We start from the raw sequence: 21600 nt of genomic DNA, 5'->3' as shown, positions 1-21600 counted from the left end.
ATAACTTTGGACTATACATGACACTTAAACTGAACGATAAATTCATCTGGGATTTCTGGCACTTCGAGGAGGCGGGGGAGCAGCACCTCTTCTTCCTGCAGGCCAACCGCTCCATCGGCAACCCGGACCTGCGCCACTGGAACGTCTCGGTCGGCCACGCGGTGTCGCAAGACCTGCGCAACTGGACCTCGCTCGGTACCGCTTTCGCTCCTTCGGCTTCGCCGGCGTGGGACGATTTCACCACATGGACCGGCTCCGTGATCAAGGCCGAAGGGCGCTATCACCTGTTCTACACCGGCACCTGCCGCGCTGAAAACGGCATGCGCCAGCGCATCGGTCATGCCACGTCGGATAGCCTGGACGGCCCGTGGGAGCGCGTCGGCAGCGGCCTGGCGCTGGATCTGGACGAGCGCTTTTATGAGGAACACGAGGAAGGGCGCTGGCACGACCGGGCCTTGCGCGACCCCTGGGTGCTGGCCGATAAAATCGACGGCCAGTATCACATGTTCTACACCGCGCGCCGCAACGACGGTCCGCTGTATGCGCGCGGCGTGATCGGCCACGCCGTGTCGCCGGATCTCGTGAACTGGACGGCGACGGAGCCCGTCTACGCGGGCGGCCACTATGGCCAGCTGGAGGTGCCGCAGATATTCGAGCGGGATGGCCGCTGGTACTGCGTGTTCTGTAACATCGCCGCCCATTGGACCGAAGAGATGCGCGCGCAGCACAAGGGCGGCGTCTCCGGCACGCACTACCTGGTGGCGGACAATCCGCTCGGACCATGGCAGCCGGCGCCAGGCTTCCTCGATGGCGATATTCCGTGCCGCCGCTACGCGGGAAAAATCCTGCGCGATCCGGTGACCGGCGCCGACTGCCTGATGGCTTTTGAGGACACCGGCGCCGACGGCCAGTTTGTCGGCCAGATCTCCGATCCGATTCCGCTGCGCATGGAGAACGGCCTGTATGCGATCGACGATTACTTGGCACGGAAATGACAACGATAGACAGCCGCTCATAAAAATTAAAAAGCTGGAGGAGACAAGATGAATCATCACCACGCCATCGCCGGCCTGCTGCTGGCGGCTTCGATGGCCGCTACGCAGGCCGTGGCGGCCGCCGACACGCCGCCGCTGGCCCGTTGGGGGCTGGACGAGCAGGGCGGCAACCAGACCGTCGAGCAGGTGTCCGGACGCCGCGACCAGGTGAACTATGTGTTCAACCGCGCGCGCTTCAAGCCCGACTCGGCGCCGTTGTGGCGGCCGGCGGCCACCTGCATCCAGCAAGGCTGCTTGCTGTTCGACGGCTATTCGACCGATGTGACGGCGCCTTCGCTGACCAGCGTCCAATTGCAAGGCGGCTTCACGCTGAGCGCCTGGGTTGCGCCGCACGCCTTCGAATGGGGCGATGGCGGGCACTATTCCGCCTTCGTCAGCCAGTTCGACGCCAAGGCCAGGCAGGGTTTTTCCTTTGGCGTCTACCGCTTCGGCACCTGGGGCATCAAGATGGGCTTGGGCGGAACCGTCGCCGATGTGCGCGTCGCCGATCGCAAGCTGCCGCGCGATACCTGGTCGCATGTGGCGGCGAGCTACGACCCGGCCTCGCGGCGGATGGCCCTGTTTTTGAACGGTGAACTGGTCGCCGAGAAGGTGATGCCTTCGGCTGAACGGTTCGCCATGCCGGAGCTGCCGCTGACGATAGGCCGCTACTCGCAGCCGGAGCATATCGGCGGCGTCTTCAAACTGAATACCTTCCTCGGCCTGATGGACGAGGTGCGTATCGGCGCCGGCCCGTCCGACGCCGCTGCGGTGGCACGCATCGTCGCCGCCGATCTGGCGCCGCGCGCGGGCAAGGCGCCGAAGCTCTCCTCCGCCGATATGAACATCCCGGCGAGCACCTTCGACGGCGACCGCCACCGGCCACAGTACCACGTCATGCCCGATGCCGGCTGGATGAACGAGCCGCACGCGCCGTTTTACTATCAAGGCCAGTACCACCTGTTCTTCCAAAAGAATCCATTCGGCCCGTTCTGGCATCAGATTCATTGGGGGCACTGGGCCAGCGCGGACATGGTCCACTGGCGCGAGTTGCCCATCGCTTTGGCGCCGGAAGATGACGACCTGGCGACCGATGGCATCTGGTCCGGCAGCGCCACCCTCGCGGCCGACGGCACGCCCGTGTTGTTCTTCACCGCCGGTAACGATAAGGCGCGCCCCAACCAGCGCACCGGCCTGGCGATACCTTGCGATGCGCGCGACCCGGACCTGGCATGCTGGAAAAAATATCCGGCGCCCGTCACGGTGCAGAAGCAGGGCATGGGCCTTTTTGGCGAGTTCCGCGATCCCTTCGTGTTCCGCGACGGCGACCGGCAGCGCTGGTTCCAGTTGGTCGGCTCGGCTTTGCCGCGACGCAGCGGCACGGCGCTGGTGTACGAATCTTCGGACTTGATCAACTGGAAACCGCGCGGTCCATTGTTCTCGATCGACGCCAAGCCTTTCCCCAACATGGAGAAAACCTGGGAGCTGCCGGTGTTGCTGCCGATCGGTAAAGGCGCCGATGGCCGCGAGCGACATGTGTTCCTGAACGACGTGCGCGGCCAGGCCTATTATTGGATCGGCGTGTTCGACGCCGGCGAGGCGCGCTTCAAGCCCGATAGCGAGGCGCCGCGCGTGTTCGATGTCGGCCAGGGCCACTTTTCCGGCCCGAGCGGGTTTGTCGATCCCAAGACCGGCCGCTCGATCGTCTTTTCCATCGCCCAGGGCGAACGCGCGCTGCAAGACGAGTGGGACGCCGGCTGGGCGCACAACGGCGGCCTGCCCATCGCGCTGTCGCTGGGCGCGGACGGCGATTTGCGGTTGGCGCCTATCGGCGAGTTGGCCAGCCTGCGCCGCCGGCAATTGGTGGACTTGCGCGACGTTGGCGTGGACGACGCGGCCAAGGCGCTGGCGGCGCTGCGCGGCGACGGACTCGAAGTCGAACTTGAGTTGGCCCCTTCGCCGCAGGCTGCCAAGCGTGGTCTGAGTGTGCGGGTGGCTCCCGGCCGGGCGGAGGCGACCGATTTGTACGTCGACGGCGCCGCGCGCCGTCTGGAAATCGACCGCACTCTTACCACCATCGGCAAGTCGTACGGCGTGCAGGGCGGCGCTTTTGAGCTGGGATCGGAAAATCTGCGCATGCGTGTGTTCCTGGACCGTTCGATGGTTGAGGCCTATGTCAACGAGCGCAAGAGCCTCACCAGCCGCACTTATCCAACCCGCGTTGACGCCGACGGGTTGGCGTTGCTGGCGGCACCCGGCGACCGCGTCGTATCGCTCAAGGTGTGGGCGATGGGCGCCACCGTGAAAGGAAACTGAGATGGCCACAATCGCATTGCAAGGGGTTGGCAAGACCTACCCCGGTAAAGAGTCGCAGTACATTCTGCGCGGCGTCGACTTCACGATAGAGGACGGTGAATTCGTGGTGCTGGTCGGTCCTTCGGGCTGCGGCAAATCGACCTTGCTGCGCATGATCGCGGGGTTGGAGGAAATCAGCGCCGGCGAGATCCGCATCGACGGCGTGACGGTCAACGACACGCCGCCGGCCAAGCGCGGGCTGTCAATGGTTTTCCAGAGCTATGCCTTGTATGCGCATATGAGCGTGTTCGAGAACATCGCCTTCGGCCTGCGCCTGGCGCGCGTGCCCAAGGCGGAGATCAAGGTCGCGGTGCACGCGGTTGCGAAGATGCTGCAAATGGAGCACCTGCTCGATCGCCGTCCGCCGCAGCTGTCCGGCGGCCAGCGGCAGCGTGTGGCCATCGGCCGCGCCATCGTGCGCAAGCCGCGCGCGTTTCTGTTCGACGAGCCGTTGTCCAATCTGGATGCCGCACTGCGCGCCGACATGCGGGTGGAAATCGCCCGCCTGCACAAGCAACTGGCCGCGACCATGGTCTACGTGACGCACGACCAAGTGGAGGCGATGACACTGGCCGACCGCATCGTCGTGCTGGGCCCCGCCGGCGTGCAGCAGATCGGCGCGCCGATGCACCTGTACGACCATCCGGCCAATGTGTTCGTCGCCGGCTTTATCGGCAGTCCGAAAATGAATCTGGTGGCCGGCTCCCTGGATGCGGACGGACGTTTGCGGATCGGCGGCGCGGGGCTGGCCTGGCCGGCACCGGCCGGTGCGCAGACGGGTGCTGTGACCGTCGGCATCCGGCCGGAACATCTGGTGGCCGATCCGCAGGGCGCGATACAGGGAGAGGTAATCCTGGTCGAAAGACTGGGCGCCGAATCCTATGTGCACCTGGCGGTGGCCGGCCTGGCGAAACCCTTGATGGTGGTGGTTAAAGGGGAGCCGCCGGCGGCCAACGCGGCGTGGCGCGTGAGCCCAACAACGGGCAGGGTGCATGTTTTCGACCAAGGCGGCCTGCGCATCGAGCCAGGGAATGTAAACAACATGGTGGCCGGCGTGGCCGGCGCAACGGAGGCGGCATGATCATCGTATGTGGCGAGGCTTTGTTTGATGTGTTTTCCGACGGCGATACCGACACCGGTTTCGCGTTGTCGGCGCGGGTGGGCGGGTCGCCCTTCAACCTGGCGATCGGGTTGGCGCGGCTGGGCCGGAGGCCCATGTTTTTCGGCGGGCTGTCGGCGGACCTGTTCGGCCGCAAGCTGGCCGATACGCTGGCGCGCGAAGGCGTCGACACCTCCTGCGCGCCAAGGCCGGAGGCGGCGACGGCGCTGGTCACCATCGACGTCGACGCCAATGGCGTGCCGGCTTACACCCTGTATGGCAGCCAGACCGCCGAGCGTTCCGTGACCGTCGCGGACATCGGCCGCGTGCCGCTGGATGCGGCGGTGATCCACGTCGGCTCTTATTGCATGGCCGTCGAACCGGTGGCGTCGACCTTGCGCGCCCTGGTCACGCGCCAGCACGGCCGCAGCCTGATCGCCTTCGATCCCAACGTGCGGCTGACGATACAGCCGGACCGCCAGGTCTGGACCAACGCCATCGCGTGGATGCTGCCAAATACGGATCTGCTGAAGATCAGCGACGAGGATATTGGCCACCTGTATCCGGGCCTGTCGCCGCGCGCCTTCATCGACATGGCGCTCGATGGCGGCGTGGCGCTGGTGGTGGTCACGCGCGGCGGCGAGGGCGTTCTGGCCGCGACGCCGACGCTGGCGCTGGAACTGCCGGCCCTGAAGATCGACGTGGTCGATACCGTCGGCGCCGGCGATACCTTTCAGGCTGCGCTGCTGTCGCACCTGGGCGAGCAAGGCCTGCTGACGCGCGCCGCTTTGAAGAAGCTGGACGCGCCGGCGCTGAAAGCGGCGCTGGCCTTCGCCGGCCGGGCCGCCGCCATCACCTGTTCCCGGCGCGGCGCCGATATGCCACGGCTGGAGGAGGTGCGCGACCACCGATAAAGTTCCTGTAACTGCCATGACAACGTTGGACAACTAAAACTTACACAGGCCGTCGCAGCGCGGCTGATAATCATAAAAGGAGATGCGAAATGACCTACTCGATCAATCGTTACAACCGTTACATCGCTCGTTCGGCGGCGCTGGCGATCTGCCTGGCGCCCGCGCTGGTGTTCGCGCAGCAGAACAGCACAGCCACCGCCACGACCATCACCACCACCACCGTCAGCGGCCAGCAGGGCCCAGACGCCAACGGCGCCGATCCGTCGGCGGTGGTGATCGTCACCGGCGTGACCAAATCGACCACGAAGAAAAACGCGACGTTCTCGATCAACACGCTGACGGCCGAGGAGATCCAGCGCCTGGCGCCAATGAGCACCGCCGAGATGCTGGCCAACTTCCCGGGCATTTACACGGAAGGCGGCAGCGCCGGCGAGGCCAGTAACAACATCACGGTGCGCGGCTTGCCCGTCACCGGCGGTTACCGCTTCGCGCCGCAGCTGATCGACGGCCTGCCGGCCTTCGAGGAGCCGGAAGCGCCGTTCATGAACAACGACGTCTTCATCCGCGACGACCTGATGACCGAGAGCGTGGAGCTGGTCAAGGGCGGGCCGGGCGGCATCCTGTACTCGAATGGCCTGGGCGCGACCGTCAACCACGTCACCCGCACCGGCGGCGACAAACTCGCGGGCGGCTATAAGATCGAGTACGCCGACTATGGCTTCATCCGCCAGGACGCCTTTGTCTCCGGTCCGCTGAGCCCCAACCTGACCGGCGCCGTCGGTGGCTTCTATCGCCGCAGCGACGGCGTGCGCGACACCGGCTACACCGCCGACCGTGGCGGCCAGGTACGCGGCAATCTGGTTTACACCAGCGACGACCGCAGGACCACCTTGCGCGGCGACGCGCTGGTGATCAACGACCGTACCGCGTTCTATCAGAACCTGCCGATTTCGGTGCCGCGTTTTGCCAACGCCGGCACGCCGGCCAATCCGACCAAGATCAACCAGGACACCATCGAGCCGCTGGGCATCGACTTCGCGCACGGCACCACGGCCTCGCCGTACAACCGCAAGTTCAACATGATCGGCGAGTACGGCACGCGCACGATCGACCAGGCCGACGGCATCCATCCGAACTTCAAGATCTTCACGCTGAGCGGCTCGCACGAGTTGAAGGACGGCTGGAAGCTGTCGGCCGGGCTGCGGCACACCACCGGCAGCAACGGCTTCAACGCCGTCTTTACCGGTAACGACACGGCCACGTCGACCAACTTCCTCAACGCCCGCTATCAGAACGACGTGATCTCGCCGGCGCACGGCGCGGCGCTGGGCTGCAACCTGAATAACGCCAAGCTGATTGGGTTCTTCAATGTGCCGAGCAGCCAGGCCTGCGGCGCCTTCGCCAATATCAGTCGCGAGGATTTCATCCGGCGCTATGCCAAAGCCACCGGCGTCGCGGGACGCTATCTGAACGACGGCACGGCGGTTCCCGCGTCGGCGAACCTGAACTTCATGATTCCGTTCGTCGCCGACGTCGACGCCTCCAGCACCTCGCTCGACCTCAAGACGCAAAAATCCTTCGAGCTCAAAGGTACGCACGATCTGACCTTTGGCGTGTACAAGAGCCGCTACAGCTACAAGCCCAACTTCCAGCAGGCGCTGTTGGTCAGCGACGTGGCGAATGAATCGCGTCCGGTCGATCTGATCGCGGTGGACGCGCAGGGCAACCAGGTCGGCCCGAGCCTGACGCAGGGCGGGGCTATTCTGCCGGGATGGGGCGGTTTTGTCAGCGATATCCGGGGCGACGGCAACGCCGCCTATCTGCTCGACCACTGGGAAACCATGGACAAGAAGCTGAAGATCGATGCCGGCGTGCGCTGGCAGAACCTGAAGGCGGACGGCGTTCGGCGCGACCGCAACGTCATCACGGATATGACGCCGGCCAATGTGGTTGTCGGCTCGACCCAGGATACGACGGCGGACAATGAAATAAGCCTGCCGGGTGCCCCACAGACCTTGAACAAAACCTATCACGGCTTCGGCTGGTCGCTGGGCGGTAACTACAGCTTCAGCAAAGCCTTCGCCGTGTATGGCCTGGCGTCCGACTCCTTCCGCCTGCCCAGCCTTGAGGACATCAACAACCTGACCACGGCGACGGCCACCGTCGTCAATGGCAGGACGGTGGAAGTGAGCGCGGTGGAGCATATCCGCCAGTACGAAATGGGCTTGCGCTACCTGACCCGTGGCTTCGGCGCGTCGGTGGCCGCGTTCTACAACAAGTTCTCGCCGCGCAGCGCGGTCAACATCTACAAGGACATCCAGTCGTCGCAATGCACCAGCGCCGGCGGCGTCACGCAGATCAATTCCTGCCCGGACGTGGCGCAGCTCTATCAGCGCGGCATCCAGAACGTCGGCGCGGAAGTCGAGTTGTCCTGGCGTCCGGCCGCCATCCAGGGCCTGGAATTGAAGGGTAATATGGTGATGCAGAATCCGAAGGTCAAAGGCGCCAATTACACCACCACGCAGGAGGACAAGGACGCGCAGGGCGTCATCACCGGTTATCACTACGTGCAAGTCAGCGAGGATGGACGTCGCCCGCGCCGTCTGCCTAAGGTGATGTTCAACTTCATGCCTTCGTTCGACCTCAAGCCGCTGACCGACATTCCGGTCAGCGTCTACGCGCAGTACCAGCACTACGGCTCGCGCTTCTCCGAGGCGTCCGACAGCAACGTGACCTTGTTCCCGTCGTATCACATCATTAACGCGGGCGCGCAGTACCAGATCACCGAGCGTCTGAGCGCCCACCTGCACGTGGCCAACCTGACCAACCAGCTGTCGTTCACGGAAGGCGACCCGCTGTTCAACGACTTGCTGTCGCCGGACGGTTCGCGCAACCGTGGTGTGGCCAGGCCGTTGTTCGGACGGACTTTGCGGTTCAGTCTGACCTACATGTTCTAAGTTGACCCGGGACAGCCGCCTCGATCTCATCGGCTTCGTGCGTTGACATACAGAGGCCGGCCGCCCCGGGACCTAGAATGGGCCGATACTTTTATCAAGGACGGTCCATGAAATCCACCACACCCGAACCCTATCCACATCCCGCCGGCGGATGGGGTTCGGTGAAGAAGGTCGCCACGGCACTGCTGACCGAGCATGTGCCGTTCGAGGGCAGCAAGCTGCTGATCCACTTGAACAAGACCGACGGTGTCGCCTGCGTGAGCTGCGCGTGGGCCAAGCCGGCCAATCCCCATCCCTTCGAGTTTTGCGAGAGCGGCGCCAAGGCCACCGCCTGGGAAGTCACGGGCAAGCGCTGCGACACCGGCTTCTTCGAGGAGCACACGGTCGGCGAGCTATTGGGCTGGAGCGATCATCAACTGGAAGCCGTGGGGCGCTTGACGACGCCGTTGCGCTGGGACGCCGCCAGCGACCGCTATGTGCCGGTCGACTGGGACAGCGCCTTCGCCGAGATCGGCCGCGAGCTGAAGGCGCTGGAGCCGAAAAGCACCGTGTTCTACTGCTCCGGCCGCGCCTCGCTGGAATCGTCGTATATGTACCAGCTGCTGGCGCGCCTCTATGGCTGCAACAACCTGCCGGACAGCTCCAATATGTGCCACGAGAGTACCTCGGTGGCGCTGCCCAAGACCATCGGCGTGCCGATCGGCACCGTGTCGCTGGAGGATTTCGAGCAGACCGACTGCATCCTGTTCTTCGGACAGAACGTCGGCACCAATAGCCCCAGGATGTTGCATCAGTTGCAGGAGGCGCGCCGCCGGGGCGTTCCCATCATTACTTTCAATCCGCTGCGCGAGACCGGTCTGCTGCACTTCGCCAATCCGCAGTCGCCGGCCGAGATGCTGACCGGCGCCGAGACCACCATCAGCACGCGCTACCTGCAGGTGCGGGCCGGTGGCGACAGTGCGGCCATGCTGGGCTTGTGCAAGGCGCTGATCGCGGCCGACGACGCGGCGGTCGCGCTCGGCACCCCGCGCGTGCTCGATACCGGGTTTATCGCCGAGCATACGGCCGGGCTGGAGTCGCTGGTCGAACGCGCGCGCGAAGAAAGCTGGAGCGAGATCGAGCGCCACTCCGGTCTGGCCCGCCGCGACCTGGAAGAGGTGGCGGCGGTGTATGCCAGCGCGAGCAAGGTGATCGGCGTGTTCGGCATGGGCCTGACGCAGCATCGGCTGGGCGTGCAGAACGTTGAGATGCTGTCGAATCTGCTGCTATTGCGCGGCAATATCGGCAAGCCCGGCGCCGGCATCTGTCCGGTGCGCGGGCATTCCAATGTGCAGGGCCAGCGCACCGTGGGCATCACGGAAAAGCCGGAACTGGCGCCGCTCGATCAGCTGGCGAAACAGTATGGCTTCGAGCCGCCGCGCGACAAGGGGCTGAACACCGTCGAGACCTGCGAGGGCGTGCTCGACGGCTCGGTGCGGGCGTTTATCGGGCTGGGCGGCAATTTCGTCCGGGCCGTGCCCGACACCGCTCGCGTGGAGGCGGCCTGGTCGCGGCTGCGGCTGACCGTGCAAGTGGCGACCAAACTGAACCGCAGTCATCTGGTGCATGGGGCCGTGTCGTACATTCTGCCTTGCCTGGGACGGCTGGAGGTGGACCGGCAGGCTGGCGGCGAGCAGGCGGTGTCGGTGGAGGACAGCACCGGCCGCATGCACGGTTCCAAGGGCAGGGCGGAGCCTGCAGGCGAATTATTGCGCTCGGAGCCGGCGATCATCGCCGGGCTGGCGAAGGCGACGTTGCCGGCGAATCCCGCCGTCGATTGGGATGCTTGGGTGGCCGACTATGCCTCCGTCCGCGACGCCATCGCCGAGACCTATCCGGAGATCTTCCACGATTTCAACGCGCGCATGTGGACGCCGGGCGGATTTCCCCGGCCGGTTCCCGCCGCCGAGCGCAAGTGGAAGACGCCGAACGGGCGCGCCAATTTCATCGCGCCGACGGTGCTGGATGCCGATCCCGACCAGTTGCTGCCGCAGGGGGACGTGCTGCGCTTGTTCACCGTGCGCAGCGACAGCCAGTTCAACACCACGATCTACAACGAGAACGATAGTTTTCGCGGCATTCATGGCGGCCGGCGGGTGCTGCTGATCAATGAGGCCGATATCGCGCGGCTGGGGCTGAAGGAGGGCGCTCTGGTCGATGCCAGCGCCGTGACCGGCGACGGTATCGCGCGTAGCGTGTCGGCGCTGCGGCTGGTGGCGTACGACGTGCCGCCGGGGTGTGTGGCCGGATATTTCCCCGAGTGCAATCCGTTGATGGCTTTGGAACATCATGCGCTGGAGAGCATGGTGCCGGCCGCCAAGTCGATCGCCATACGGATCGGCCCGGCGCAGGCGGCGGGGTGAACTGGCGAACATACGGATGACGTTGACAGGAGTAAACTGAATTCTGTTAAATATTTTTAGTGGAATTGAAAAATGCCCTTATCAGACCGCCGAAAACCCACCGCTACCGCCGCCATCATGGACGAAGCGTTGGAACTCCTTCCGCTGGAAGGTTTGCAGCCCGCAGCAGAGTACGCCATGAGCCATGGCGTGCCGCGACATATCGTTTATAAGGTGTTGAGCGCGGCGCCGGAGAACCAGCGTGGCAATTTGTCGCGCCGGAAGCGGGACGAGGCGGGTGTGTTGGGACAGGCCGAGGCCGCGTAATTCCGGTCGCGGCCAGGGCATCGTCCGCCTGGTTTAACGCGATGCGGGGGTATCGGCTGCCGGCATAGGCATCGGGGCCGGTGCGGGCGCTGCCGGAGGTGGCAGTTCATTGCCCGGCACTGGCGGAGTGATGTTGCCGGCGTCCGGCGTGGCGCCGATCTTCGTTTCCGGCGTGACCGGATCGACGTCCTGCTTCTTGCAGCCGCTGACGGCGGCTGCCGTGAGTATCAATGCGAGGGCGAATTTGGCCGGAGTAGTTAGCTTTTTCATGTTTTGTCCTTATAGATGGGTGTAGCGCATCGTAACTACTGCTGAGCCCGCCGGCTGTCGGCGTGCAAGCGGCTTGCATGTAGGACTGATGCCCCTGGCTCGTAGGCTGCCCCTTTTGTCGGCCCCCTTTTTTGTGCGTTGCGGTTAGAATAATGCCTTTGTTACCCCACCGGCCAACTCCGACCGATGCATCGCCGTCCGATCATTCATGTGTTTCTCGCGTTTCTGCTGCTGTTCACGCAGCAGATCGGGGCGGCGCACGTCTATTCGCACTGGGTCGACATAACCCAGTCGGACGCGGGGTTCAGCAGCGAGGAACAGGCCGAACAGCGCAAACGCATCGCGGTGCACAAGGTCTGCGCCGAATGCGTCACGGTCGCCCAGGTGGCGGCGACGCTGACTTCCCAGCCGATGACGATCGCCGTCGTCGCCATCGGCGGCGGCGTGATCGCCACACCCGCCACCCTTGCGGCCTGCGAATGCACCGTTTGCGTCTTCCAGTCCCGCGCTCCCCCTCTGGCCTGACACCCGAAATCCGTCCTGAATTTTGCGTCACCGTGGTCCGGCTTCGGCTATCCACGGTGCGACCTGTCATGTTTTTTAGCTAGAGGTTTACCCATGAATATCCCACGCACGCTGCTGGCCAGCGCGATCCTGTCCGCCCTGTCCACCCTGGCGCACGCGCAGTCCACCGCCGCCAAGTCCACCGATGGCACCGTCCCGCGCGTGATTGTCACCGCCACGCCTTTCGGCGATTCCGACAGCGACCAGATTCTTACCCCGGCCAAGGTGCTGTCCGGCGATGAGTTGCGCGACAAGGTAGGCAGCTCGCTCGGCGAGACGCTGTCGCAGGAACTGGGCGTGTCGGCATCGGCCTTCGGCGCCGGCGCCTCGCGTCCCATCATTCGCGGCCTGGAAGGCGCGCGCGTCAAGATGCTGGAGAACGGCATGGCCGTCTCCGACGTCTCCGGCCTGTCGAACGACCACGCGGTGGCCGGCGAAGGCGCGGTGGCGCAGCAGATCGAGATCCTGCGCGGCCCGGCGGCGCTGTTGTACGGCTCGGGCGCCATCGGCGGCCTGGTTAACGTCGTCAACGAACGTATTCCAACCGTGCTGGAACCGAAGCTCACCGGTCAACTGGAAGTGCGCGGCAGCACCGTCGACGACGGCCGCAACGCGTCCGGCACGTTGGACGGCTCGGTCGGCAAGATGGCATGGCACGTGGACGGCAACGCGCGCAACACCGACGATTACAAAATCCCCGGCAACCGCGTGCTCAACGATCCCGATTCGGCGTCCGGCCGCCTGCCGCATTCGGAGACGCGCCAGCGCAACGCCGGCGTCGGCTCGTCGTATATCGACAGCTGGGGCTTCGTCGGCGCGTCGGTGTCGCACCTGACCAACCTGTATGGCATCCCGAGCGACGAAGGTTCGAAGATCGATCAGAAGCAGACCCGCTACGACTTCGACAGCCTGGTGAAGGCGCCGTTGCCGGGATTCGAATCGTTCAAGTTCAAGGCCGGCTACACCGACTACGAACACGCGGAGCTCAACGACGAGAACCAGCCGGAGGTGATCTTCAAGAACCGTTCGCTGGAAACGCGCGCCGAATTGACGCACAAGCCGGTCGCCGGCTGGCATGGCACCTTCGGCGTGCAGACCGAGAACACGCACTTTTCGGCGCTGAGCGCTGAAGGCGGCGCCGATACCGTGCCGGTCACGCATTCGACGTCGACCGCCGCCTTCCTGGTCGAGGAGACCGAGGTCGGCGTGGTGCGCGTGAACGCCGGCGCGCGCGTGGAGCGCGTCAAGCGCAAGCCGGTCACCGGCGTCGATCGCTCGTTCGATCTGAAGTCGGCGTCGGTAGGCGGCATGTGGCCGTTCGTGCCCGGCTACGGCCTGGGCGCGACGCTGTCGTATGCGCAGCGCGCACCGGCCACCGAGGAACTGTATTCGGCCGGTCCGCACGACGCCACCGTCACCTTCGACATCGGTAACGCCGATTTCAAGAAGGAGACCTCGCGCAATATCGAGCTGTCGCTGCAGAAGACCACGGGCCTGGTGCGCTGGAAGGCCAATGTGTACCGCAACAAGGTGAGCGATTTCATTTACGGCCAGATCACCGGTCAGTTGGTGGACGAAGAGGGCAATCCGGGCGACGAACTGCGTCAGCGCATTTTCCTCCAGGAAGATGCCACCATCCAGGGCGCCGAGGCGGAACTGGAGTACAACCCGCACGGCGCCGGCTGGTCGGGCCGCGTGTTTGCCGATACCACGCGCGGCAAGCTGGATCGGGGCGGCAGCCTGCCGCTGCAGCCGGCCAACCGGATCGGCGCGAGCACTGGCTACAAGATGGGGCAATGGCGCGCCGGCCTGTCGCTGGTGCACGCGCAGTCGCAGGATCGTCTGGCGACGTTCGAGAACACCGATACGCCGGGCTACAACCAGGTCAACGCCAATGTGTCGTACATGCAGAAGGTCGGCGGGTATGATTTGACGTGGTTCCTGCTGGCGAAGAACCTGACCAACGAAGAGATCCGCGTATCGACATCGGTATTGAAGGATATCTCTCCGCTGCCGGGCCGTAACGTGGTGTTCGGCGTGCGCGCGAAGTTCTGAAGACCTGCGGTATCGGCGTCAGTCCCTGATGCCGATACCGTGGTTGATCGATTCGACGATCATGTTTTCCGCCGCGTGCGTGATGTTCTCGTGGCGGAAAAAGTTGTAGATGAAGACGCCGCTCGGCGTTCCCTTCAAATCGCCGTCGCAATAGACGCGCGCGTTCCAGTCGGCGCCATGGCCGACGCTGTATGTTCCCAGGTACGAAAACGTCCGTCCGTCGGTAGCGCGGATGTAGGAACCCTTGATCGGCCATTGATCGAGCCAGTAGGTGGCCAATTGGGCCGCGTAGCGGTTGGCGTCCGGAGGCGAACCGAATTCCTCCGACGGATAGGTCTGTTCATGGACCATCTCGCAGGCCGACGTGGTGCCGCGATAAATACGGAAACGCGGCCGGTACTTGCCATCCTCGGATTTTACCGGCGTACAGACTATGTAGTGACCATCGCGTGCGAATGAACTTGACTCAGCCATATGTACCCTCGCTTCAAAGAAACACTGGTTTTTCAGCCTGCTTGTCGCGCTGCACAAGACAACCTCGCGTCTGCGTCATACCGCCACCAATGCCCGGATTTACGGGGCTGTGCTGGTATTTGTGCTGAAAGAGTAGCATAAGAAAGCGTGCTTATTCAATCGGGACATGACATAACTACAAAAATAATATTGCGTCGCAGCATCGGGGCAATCCGCTGGGATCGTTGTCACATGCACATAACGGATCCACGTAGGGCTGATTAGCGAAGCGTAATCGGCCAATGCATGCGCCGCCGGCGACTTTTAGATGGCCGATTACGGCGTTCCGCCTAATCCGCCCTACGTGGTTTAGTGGTTATGCTAAGGCCAGTACGTCGGCTTTAACATCTCCGCCTGCCCCGTATAACCGTGCTTGCGCGCGAATGCCGCCAGCACCGGCGGGGCCTCGTGCCCGCCGAAGATCGACCACACGAACATGCGCCCATAGAGCTCGCTGCGCTCGCGCGGATCGTTTTGCATCGACGCGTCCTGCGCCAGTGAGGTTTTCAGCGCGGCCACGCTGCCGTCATGCGCCACCATGCGCGTGCCGCCGTCCTTGCTGGTGTCGAACACCATCAGGCGCGGTTGCGAGGTGTTGGCACTCCAGCGGCGCCATTCCGGCAGCGCGGCGCCGCCAGGCTCCCCATGGCGGGCGAAGTGCGTCCAGTACCCGGCCATCGCGTCCGATACCTCCTTGCGTCCCGGCCGATTGGCCGGAGTGAAGGAGCGGAACGGATCGAACTCGCCATCCAGATCGCGGAACACAAACGCCATTTCCAGCACGTGCGCCGCGCCCAGCAAAATCTGCGGCTGGATCAGCGGTATCGCCGGCTGCTCGTCCCAATCGAAGCGATAGACCCAGACATCCTTGTGGCCCGAGGCGATCATCGCGCTAGCCGGGTCGAGCGCGCATTTGGACTGCCACAGGTTGGACATGTAGGCCGCGTGGCGCTGGTAGCGGGCGCGGTTGCGCATCACAGGCAGCTTCCCGAACAACATGCGCACATAATCGGGATTATTGGACATGAAGGTCTTGTACTCGTCGCGGTTGGTGCCGACGATGAGCGGCACCGCGTGATAGCGGCTGCGGTCCGAGAACACTTCGGCCAGCGGCCCGGCCGGCAGCACGTAGCCGTCCTGCATGACGGTGGGCGAGTCGTAGAAGTTCAGGGCGCCCTGTTTGATCGGCGCCAGCATCGCTTGCGGCGTCAGGCCGCGCGCGAACGCCTCGATGTCGTCCGCCGTCATCGACGCGATCAGCGCCTTGGCGGCGGCGCGGTCGGCGGCCCGGCCATCCCGTTGCAGCCATTCGCACAGCAGCTCGCGCGAGCTGACGGCGTGGCCGGGCTCGGCGTCGTCGGTGTAGTTGCGGGCGTGCGCAAGCGTATGGCTGGCCGTGATCGGCGATTGGGCGATCGCCTTGTGGAACAGGCCCGCCGCCAGCGGACTGGCGAGCAGCGAGTAGACATTCCACCCGCCGGCCGATTCGCCGAAGATGGTGACGTTGCCCGGATCGCCGCCGAACGACGCGATATTCCGCTGTACCCATTCCAGGGCCGCGATCAGGTCCAGCGTGCCGAAATTGCCGGAGCGGTCGGCCGGCGTGTCGTCCTCCCTCGCCAGCTCCTCGAGACTGAACCAGCCGAAGATGCCGAGGCGGTAGTTGGCCGACACGACGATCACCTGGTCTTGCCCCGCCAGGTTGCGCAGCGTGGTGTAGGTGGCGGCGGTGCCGGAGGAGTTGGCGCCCCCGTGTATCCAGAACATCACCGGCAAGGCCTCGGCGACGCGTCGCGGCGCGAAGATGTTGAGCGACAGGCAGTCCTCGGCGCCGGCCGGCAAGCCCCACCGGTCCGGCGGCAGCTCCAGCGAGACGCCACCCGGCTGCATCGCCGCTGGTCCGCAGACGGTCGCCTGGCGCACGCCGCCCCACGGCAGCGCGGGGCGGGGCGCCTTCCAGCGCAGCGGTCCAATTGGCGGTTGCGCGTACGGCAGGCCAAGCCAGGCGTGGGTGTCGTGCAGGTCCTCGCGGCCGACCACTGCGCCCGTCTCGGTCTGGCGCAGCGACTCGGGGGCGGGCGTGGCCAGTGTCGCAGGATCGGCCTTGGCGCCCGGAGGCGACGGCTGGCGTGCTGTCTTCCCCGGCATCAGGAAGTGCGCCAGCGCGGGCACCAGCACCAGGGCGCCGACCATATTCCACAAGAACATGAAGGCCAGCAGGATGCCCATATCGGCCTGGAATTTGATCGACGAGAACAGCCAGGTCGCCACCGCCACCGCCAAGGTCACGCCGGTCAGGATGACCACGCGGCCGGTGAACTGCAGCGCGTGCAGATAGGCCGCCGACAGGCTGTCGCCGGCGCGCATGCGGCTCAACATCACGCTGAGCACATACAGCGCGTAGTCGACGCCGATGCCGACGCCCAGCGCGATCACCGGCAAGGTCGCCACTTTGACGCCCATGCCCAGCACCACCATCAACACCTCGCACAGGATCGACGTGAGCACCAGCGGCAGCACCGCCACCAGCACCGCGCGCCATGAGCGGAAGGTGGCGTAGCACAGCAGGATCACCGCGCCATACACCCAGAACAGCATGTCGCGCATGGCCTTCTTGACGACGATGTTGGTGGCCGCCTCGATCCCCGCGCTGCCTGCCGCCAGCTGGAACTGCACGTCCGGCGTGTTGTTGGCGGCGGCGAAGGCTTCGACCGCGTCCACCACGCGGGTGAGCGTTTCGGCCTTGTGGTCCTTCAGGTAGACGTACAGCGACAGCAGCGAGCAGCTTTGGTTGAACAGTTCACGTGGCGCGCGGGTTTGCACCGCGCCCAGCGCGCCGGCGTTGGGGATCAGGTCGAACCATTTGAAGTTGCCCTCGTTGTAGCCGGTGGTGGCCAGCTTGCTCAGCGCTGCCATCGAATTGGTCGAGTCGACGCCGGGCAGCTGTTCCAGTTGCCACGCCAGTTCGTCCACCTTGGACAAGGTGGCGTATTGCGTGCACTGGTCCGGCGGCGTCTTGATCATGACGACGAAGATGTCCGAGCTGGCGGCGTAGTTGGAGACCAGGTAGCCGTTGTCTCGGTTGTAGCGCGAGTCCGCGCGCAGCTCGGGCGCGCCGGGATCGAGATCGCCGACCTTGAGATTGAGGCTGTAAGCGAAACCCAGGCCGCCCAGCAGCACGCTGGCGGCCACGGTGACCGTCGCCCAGCGGCGCTGGGTGAAGCGGTCGAGGAAGGTCCACAGCCATGGCTGCTTCTTGTCGCCGCCACTGTCGGCCTGGAGGGTGCGTTGCGCCGCCTTGGCGCTGACGCCGGTATACGACAGCAGCACCGGCAGCAGCACCAGGTTGGTGAAGATCAGCACCGCCACGCCGATGCTGGCGATGACGGCGAGATCCTGGATTACCTTGATCTGGATGCTGACCAGCACCAGGAAGCCGACGGCGTCGCACAGCAGCGCGGTCAGGCCGGCGGCGAACAGGCGGCGGAAGGTGTAGCGCGCGGCGACCACGCGGTGGGTGCCGCGTCCGACGTCCTGCATGATGCCGTTCATTTTCTGGGCGCCGTGGCTCATGCCGATGGCGAATACCAGGAACGGTACCAGGATCGAGTAGGGATCGAGCTCGTAGTGCAGGGTGGCCAGCAGGCCGCATTGCCACAGCACCGCCACCAGCGAGCACACCACCACCAGCGTGGTGCTGCGCCAGCAGCGTGTGTACCAGTACAGTACACCGCCGCAGATGGCGATCGCCAGCACGAAGAACAGCAGTACCTGCTGCAGGCCCTCTATCAGGTCGCCGACGATCTTGGCGAAGCCGGTGATGTGGATGCTGACGCCTTCCTTTTCATACTTGGCGCGGATCTTCTCCAAGCTTTCGGACAGCACGCGGTAGTCCAGCGCCTCGCCGGTTTGCGGCACCTTGTCCATCAGCGGCACGAAGACGATGCTGGATTTGAAGTTGGAGGCCACCAGTTGGCCGATTTCGCCTGAGCGGGCGACGTTCGCGCGCAGTTGTTCAAGGCTGCCGGCGGAACCGTCGTAGCCGTCCGGGATGACGGTGCCGCCGTCGAGGCCGTCCTCGGTCACGGCGGCCCAGCGCGTGCTCGGGGTCCACAGCGATTTCATGAACGGCCGGTCGACGCCTGGCAACAGGAACAACTCGTCGTTGAGGCGTTGCAGGGTGTCGAGGTAGGCGCGGTCGTAGATGGTGCCGTTCTTCGCTTCCACCGCGATGCGCACCGAGTTGCCCAGGCCATTGAGATCGCTCTTGTTGGCCAGGTAGTTCACCACGTAGGGGTGGGCGCTGGGGATCATCTTCTCGAAGCTGGCATTGAGTTTGATGCGCGTGGCCTGGAAGCCCAGCACGATCGTCGCCAGCAGGCAGAGGAAGATCACCAGCGGGCGGTAATTGAATAGCGCGCGTTCGCCGAGATTGCCGGAGGCGGTGTCGAAGTCCTCGAGCCGCCGTATGACCGGCTGTTGTTCCAAGTCGTTATCTGTGTTCATGATGCTCCAACCATGTTGGTATGAAAGAGGGGAGTGACACGGGATACACGTAGGGCGGATTAGGCGGAACGCCGTAATCGGCCATGCGTGCGTCCTGTCGGCTCATGCATGGCCGATTACGCTGCGCTAATCCGCCCTACGTGTCTCCGCGATTCGGCGCACGCCGCGTAATCCGGCCACTACCAGCGTGCCGTCGCCCGCCTGCGCGACCGCTGCCAGCGGCAATGCGGTGCCGGCTTGCGGGGCGAAGGTGCGGCCGTCGTCGCGGCTGACCAGCAGGTCGCCGCCCTGGCTGACCAGCACCACGGTGCCGTCGGCCATCACCGTGCCGGCCGCCAGCGAGGCCTGGACCCCGGTCGTGACCTGGCTCCAGGTCATGCCCTGGTCGGTGGAGCGGAACGCGTTGCCGCGCAAGCCGTACGCCAGCAGCACGCCGCCGCGCGCGGAGAGCAGCCCGAAATAGCTGCCCTTGTACGGCGTCGGCAAGGCGCTGAAACTGGCGCCCTTGTCGGTGGAGCGCAGCAGCAGGCCCTGTTCCCCGGCCAGGTAGATGGCGCTGGCGGTGCCGCGCATGCCGTACAGGTGCAGCCCCTTGGGATTGGCGACGCGGCTTTGCCACGGTTGCCAGGTGGCGCCGCCATCGACGGTGCGGAACATCATGTTGTAGGCGCCCAGCACATAGCCGCTGGTGGGGCTATCGAAGTACAGATCGAGGAAAGGCTTGTCCGGACCGTCGTCGACCAGGCGCTGGGCGTCCGCCACCGCCTTGTCGCGTTCCGGGCCGAAGGAGGCGGTGGCGTCGCTCAGCACCAGCGCGGCGGCCTGGATGCCATCGAGCTGTTTTTGCCATGTGGCGCCACCGTCCCTGGTGCGCAGCACCACGCCCTGATGGCCGACCGCCCACCCGTTCTTGCTGTCGACGAACTGCAGCGCCGTGAGGCTGACGCTGACCGGCACCGCCGCCTGGCGCCAGGACTTGCCGGCGTCGTCGGAGTACAGGATGATGCCCCGTTCGCCGGCCGCCACCAGCCGCGTGCCGGCGCCGCCGACCGCCAGCATCGCCGCGTGCAGCGCCTTGGGCGTGACCAGCGCCGGCTGGACCAGGGCCGCCGGCACCGCCACCTTGTCGCCGGTGTTGGCGTGGACAGCGCTCGCGGCCAACGCCAAGGTCATGGCCGCAGCCAGCGGCGCGGCGCGGAAGCGTGTGAAGAGTGGATTCGATCTGACCATCATTTACCTTTCAGTGGTCTAAGGCTTAGCGCGAACCTTGATTTGCCAACTCTTCGGGGCCGAAGTAGCTGGCCGGCAGGCGCGGAATGACTTTGTACTGCGTCGGCATTTCATTGGATGCCTCGTTCAGCAGATAGGCGCCGGTCTGCACGTTGTACGTGCCCCACATGACGTTGCCCAGCACCGCAGGGATGTCCGGCGCCATCAGGGTCAGGGTGTAGTTGCCGCGCCAGATCTGGCCTTGGGCGTCGTAGCCGTCCACCAGGATGATTTGCCAGGTATCCTCGTCGAGGTAGTAGCGGCGCTTGGTCACCACGTGGCGTTTGCCGGGGATGAGCGTCGCTTCGACTTCCCACACGCGGTGCAGCTCCCAGCGCACCAGGTCCGGATTGAGGAACTGCTGGCCGACCAGATCGGCGATCTTGGCGCTGCCTGCGCGGTTGTTGTTGTACGGGATGTACATCTCTTTTTTGCCGACCAGTTTCAGCTCGTGGTGGTCGATAGGCCCGAACAGCATGAACGCTTCATCGAACAAGCCGATGCCGGAGGTGACCGAATCCGGCGTGTCGTACGACACCGACGGCGCGCGGCGCACGCGGCGCTGGCCCACCAGGTACTGCCAGATGGCGCGCGGCTTGGCTTCGTTGATGCCGTCGTGGACCAGGATGCCTTCGCCCGCCTTGGAGGCCGGTGCGCGCGTGATCAGGCGGCCGAATTGATACAGGCCGTCGAATTTATCCAGGCTGCCGTCCTTGAAGTAGTACGGGCGCATGAAGGTCTGTTCGGCTTCGGTGGCGGTGGCGCGCTTGCCGTCGGGGGTGACGATGACGGTCCGCAGCGGCATGATCGCCGCCTCGCCGGTCCATGCCAGGCGGTGGTTCATGATCGCCTCGTAGCCGGTTTTGGGGATCGGGAACGGGATGCCGCCGTAAGCGCCTTCGGCGCCGTAGCCGCCGTCGACCGACTTGGCGCGGGTGGCGTTCTTGTAGGTGTTTTCATAGACCCAGGCAGGGGCGCCGCCGGTGCGGTGGGTAGGGTAGATGTCGAGACGGTAGTTCGGGTACTTTTTCAGCATCGCCACCGTGGCGGCGGACAGCTTGGCCGCGTATTGGTCGACGTTCTTGCCTGTGATGGCGAGCACCGGCTTTTCGGCGGCGAACGGATCGGCGCGGAAGTCGCCCGGCTTGAAGCCCGCCGGCACCTTGGCGTAGGCGCCTTCCCAGGCGGGAATCGAGCCGTCCTTGTTGCCGGCTTTTTCGGCGCCCAGCGGCGTCAGGGTGGTTTGCAGTTTGGCCGCTTCGTCGGCGGTGACGGCGGCGCCGGCGTGCATCGGCAGCGCGGCGGCCAGGGTCAGGGAGGCGGCGACCAGTTTCAGGGATGTCTTCATTTTAGTTA

General features: G+C 64.9%; 14 protein-coding genes and 1 pseudogene. 9 read left to right on the top strand and 6 right to left on the bottom strand.

All coding sequences use genetic code 11. From position 1 onward, the window contains the following. The first annotated feature begins 17 nt into the window (after positions 1-17). The 7 genes from NHH88_20950 (at position 18) to NHH88_20920 (ending at position 11067) form a co-directional block, all read left to right on the top strand. Positions 18-995: a family 43 glycosylhydrolase gene (locus tag NHH88_20950; protein ID USX12156.1), complete on the top strand. Its 978-nt coding sequence runs from the start codon at positions 18-20 to the stop codon at positions 993-995. A 48-nt stretch (positions 996-1043) separates the two neighbouring features. Continuing rightward, positions 1044-3350 (top strand): GH32 C-terminal domain-containing protein, encoded by a 2307-nt coding sequence (locus NHH88_20945; GenBank protein ID USX12155.1) that lies wholly within the window; start codon positions 1044-1046, stop codon positions 3348-3350. Position 3351: 1 nt separating this feature from the next. Beyond that, entirely contained in the window at positions 3352-4470 is a 1119-nt protein-coding gene (gene ugpC, locus NHH88_20940; GenBank protein USX12154.1) for a sn-glycerol-3-phosphate ABC transporter ATP-binding protein UgpC, read from the top strand. After that, the gene (locus NHH88_20935; protein ID USX12153.1) at positions 4467-5402 is read left to right on the top strand and encodes a carbohydrate kinase; all 936 of its coding nucleotides are present in this window, start codon (positions 4467-4469) and stop codon (positions 5400-5402) included. The genes ugpC and NHH88_20935 overlap by 4 nt, the downstream gene beginning before the upstream one ends. Positions 5403-5491: 89 nt before the next feature. Next, entirely contained in the window at positions 5492-8359 is a 2868-nt protein-coding gene (locus tag NHH88_20930; GenBank protein ID USX12152.1) for a TonB-dependent receptor, read from the top strand. A gap of 107 nt (positions 8360-8466) precedes the next feature. Further along, positions 8467-10761 (top strand): FdhF/YdeP family oxidoreductase, encoded by a 2295-nt coding sequence (locus NHH88_20925; protein ID USX12151.1) that lies wholly within the window; start codon positions 8467-8469, stop codon positions 10759-10761. A gap of 72 nt (positions 10762-10833) precedes the next feature. Next, entirely contained in the window at positions 10834-11067 is a 234-nt protein-coding gene (locus NHH88_20920; protein USX12150.1) for a hypothetical protein, read from the top strand. Positions 11068-11100: 33 nt separating this feature from the next. Here the strand turns inward: NHH88_20920 and NHH88_20915 are convergent, their stop codons facing one another. Further along, entirely contained in the window at positions 11101-11337 is a 237-nt protein-coding gene (locus NHH88_20915; protein USX12149.1) for a hypothetical protein, read from the bottom strand. Between the two features lie 210 nt (positions 11338-11547). Between NHH88_20915 and NHH88_20910 the strand changes: the two genes are divergently transcribed. Together NHH88_20910 and NHH88_20905 are read left to right on the top strand one after the other, a co-directional pair. Then, positions 11548-11862, top strand: a complete 315-nt coding sequence (locus tag NHH88_20910) for a hypothetical protein (GenBank protein USX12148.1) — start codon at positions 11548-11550, stop codon at positions 11860-11862. 93 nt (positions 11863-11955) lie between these two features. Continuing rightward, the gene (locus tag NHH88_20905; GenBank protein USX12147.1) at positions 11956-13956 is read left to right on the top strand and encodes a TonB-dependent receptor; all 2001 of its coding nucleotides are present in this window, start codon (positions 11956-11958) and stop codon (positions 13954-13956) included. Positions 13957-13974: 18 nt separating this feature from the next. Here NHH88_20905 and NHH88_20900 read toward each other — a convergent pair whose 3' ends face one another. The 5 genes and pseudogenes from NHH88_20900 to NHH88_20880 all read right to left on the bottom strand — a co-directional run bounded on the left by NHH88_20900 (position 13975) and on the right by NHH88_20880 (position 21592). Then, positions 13975-14430: a hypothetical protein gene (locus NHH88_20900; protein ID USX12146.1), complete on the bottom strand. Its 456-nt coding sequence runs from the start codon at positions 14428-14430 to the stop codon at positions 13975-13977. 360 nt (positions 14431-14790) lie between these two features. Beyond that, positions 14791-16617, bottom strand: coding sequence for a carboxylesterase family protein (locus NHH88_20895; GenBank protein ID USX17393.1), 1827 nt, complete (start codon positions 16615-16617; stop codon positions 14791-14793). Then, positions 16615-18975: pseudogene (locus NHH88_20890) on the bottom strand (MMPL family transporter). The gene NHH88_20895 and the pseudogene NHH88_20890 overlap by 3 nt, the downstream one beginning before the upstream one ends. Before the next feature lie 126 nt (positions 18976-19101). Beyond that, the gene (locus NHH88_20885) at positions 19102-20208 is read right to left on the bottom strand and encodes a YCF48-related protein (GenBank protein USX12145.1); all 1107 of its coding nucleotides are present in this window, start codon (positions 20206-20208) and stop codon (positions 19102-19104) included. 22 nt (positions 20209-20230) lie between these two features. Further along, positions 20231-21592, bottom strand: a complete 1362-nt coding sequence (locus NHH88_20880) for a DUF1329 domain-containing protein (GenBank protein ID USX12144.1) — start codon at positions 21590-21592, stop codon at positions 20231-20233. Positions 21593-21600 lie beyond the last annotated feature (8 nt).

It is taken from the genome of Oxalobacteraceae bacterium OTU3CAMAD1 (assembly GCA_024123915.1).
Taxonomy (GTDB): domain Bacteria; phylum Pseudomonadota; class Gammaproteobacteria; order Burkholderiales; family Burkholderiaceae_D; genus Rugamonas.
Note: the sequence above shows the minus strand (reverse complement) of the source record. Positions and strands in the feature narration are given on the sequence as shown.

Coding starts and splice junctions, on each gene's coding strand:
- ugpC (USX12154.1), top strand. CDS start 3,352: ATGGCCACAATCGCATTGCAAGGGGTTGGCAAGACCTACCCCGGTAAA.
- NHH88_20935 (USX12153.1), top strand. CDS start 4,467: ATGATCATCGTATGTGGCGAGGCTTTGTTTGATGTGTTTTCCGACGGC.
- NHH88_20905 (USX12147.1), top strand. CDS start 11,956: ATGAATATCCCACGCACGCTGCTGGCCAGCGCGATCCTGTCCGCCCTG.
- NHH88_20945 (USX12155.1), top strand. CDS start 1,044: ATGAATCATCACCACGCCATCGCCGGCCTGCTGCTGGCGGCTTCGATG.
- NHH88_20920 (USX12150.1), top strand. CDS start 10,834: ATGCCCTTATCAGACCGCCGAAAACCCACCGCTACCGCCGCCATCATG.
- NHH88_20925 (USX12151.1), top strand. CDS start 8,467: ATGAAATCCACCACACCCGAACCCTATCCACATCCCGCCGGCGGATGG.
- NHH88_20895 (USX17393.1), bottom strand. CDS start 16,617: ATGCCGGGGAAGACAGCACGCCAGCCGTCGCCTCCGGGCGCCAAGGCC.
- NHH88_20900 (USX12146.1), bottom strand. CDS start 14,430: ATGGCTGAGTCAAGTTCATTCGCACGCGATGGTCACTACATAGTCTGT.
- NHH88_20880 (USX12144.1), bottom strand. CDS start 21,592: ATGAAGACATCCCTGAAACTGGTCGCCGCCTCCCTGACCCTGGCCGCC.
- NHH88_20915 (USX12149.1), bottom strand. CDS start 11,337: ATGAAAAAGCTAACTACTCCGGCCAAATTCGCCCTCGCATTGATACTC.
- NHH88_20930 (USX12152.1), top strand. CDS start 5,492: ATGACCTACTCGATCAATCGTTACAACCGTTACATCGCTCGTTCGGCG.
- NHH88_20885 (USX12145.1), bottom strand. CDS start 20,208: ATGATGGTCAGATCGAATCCACTCTTCACACGCTTCCGCGCCGCGCCG.
- NHH88_20950 (USX12156.1), top strand. CDS start 18: ATGACACTTAAACTGAACGATAAATTCATCTGGGATTTCTGGCACTTC.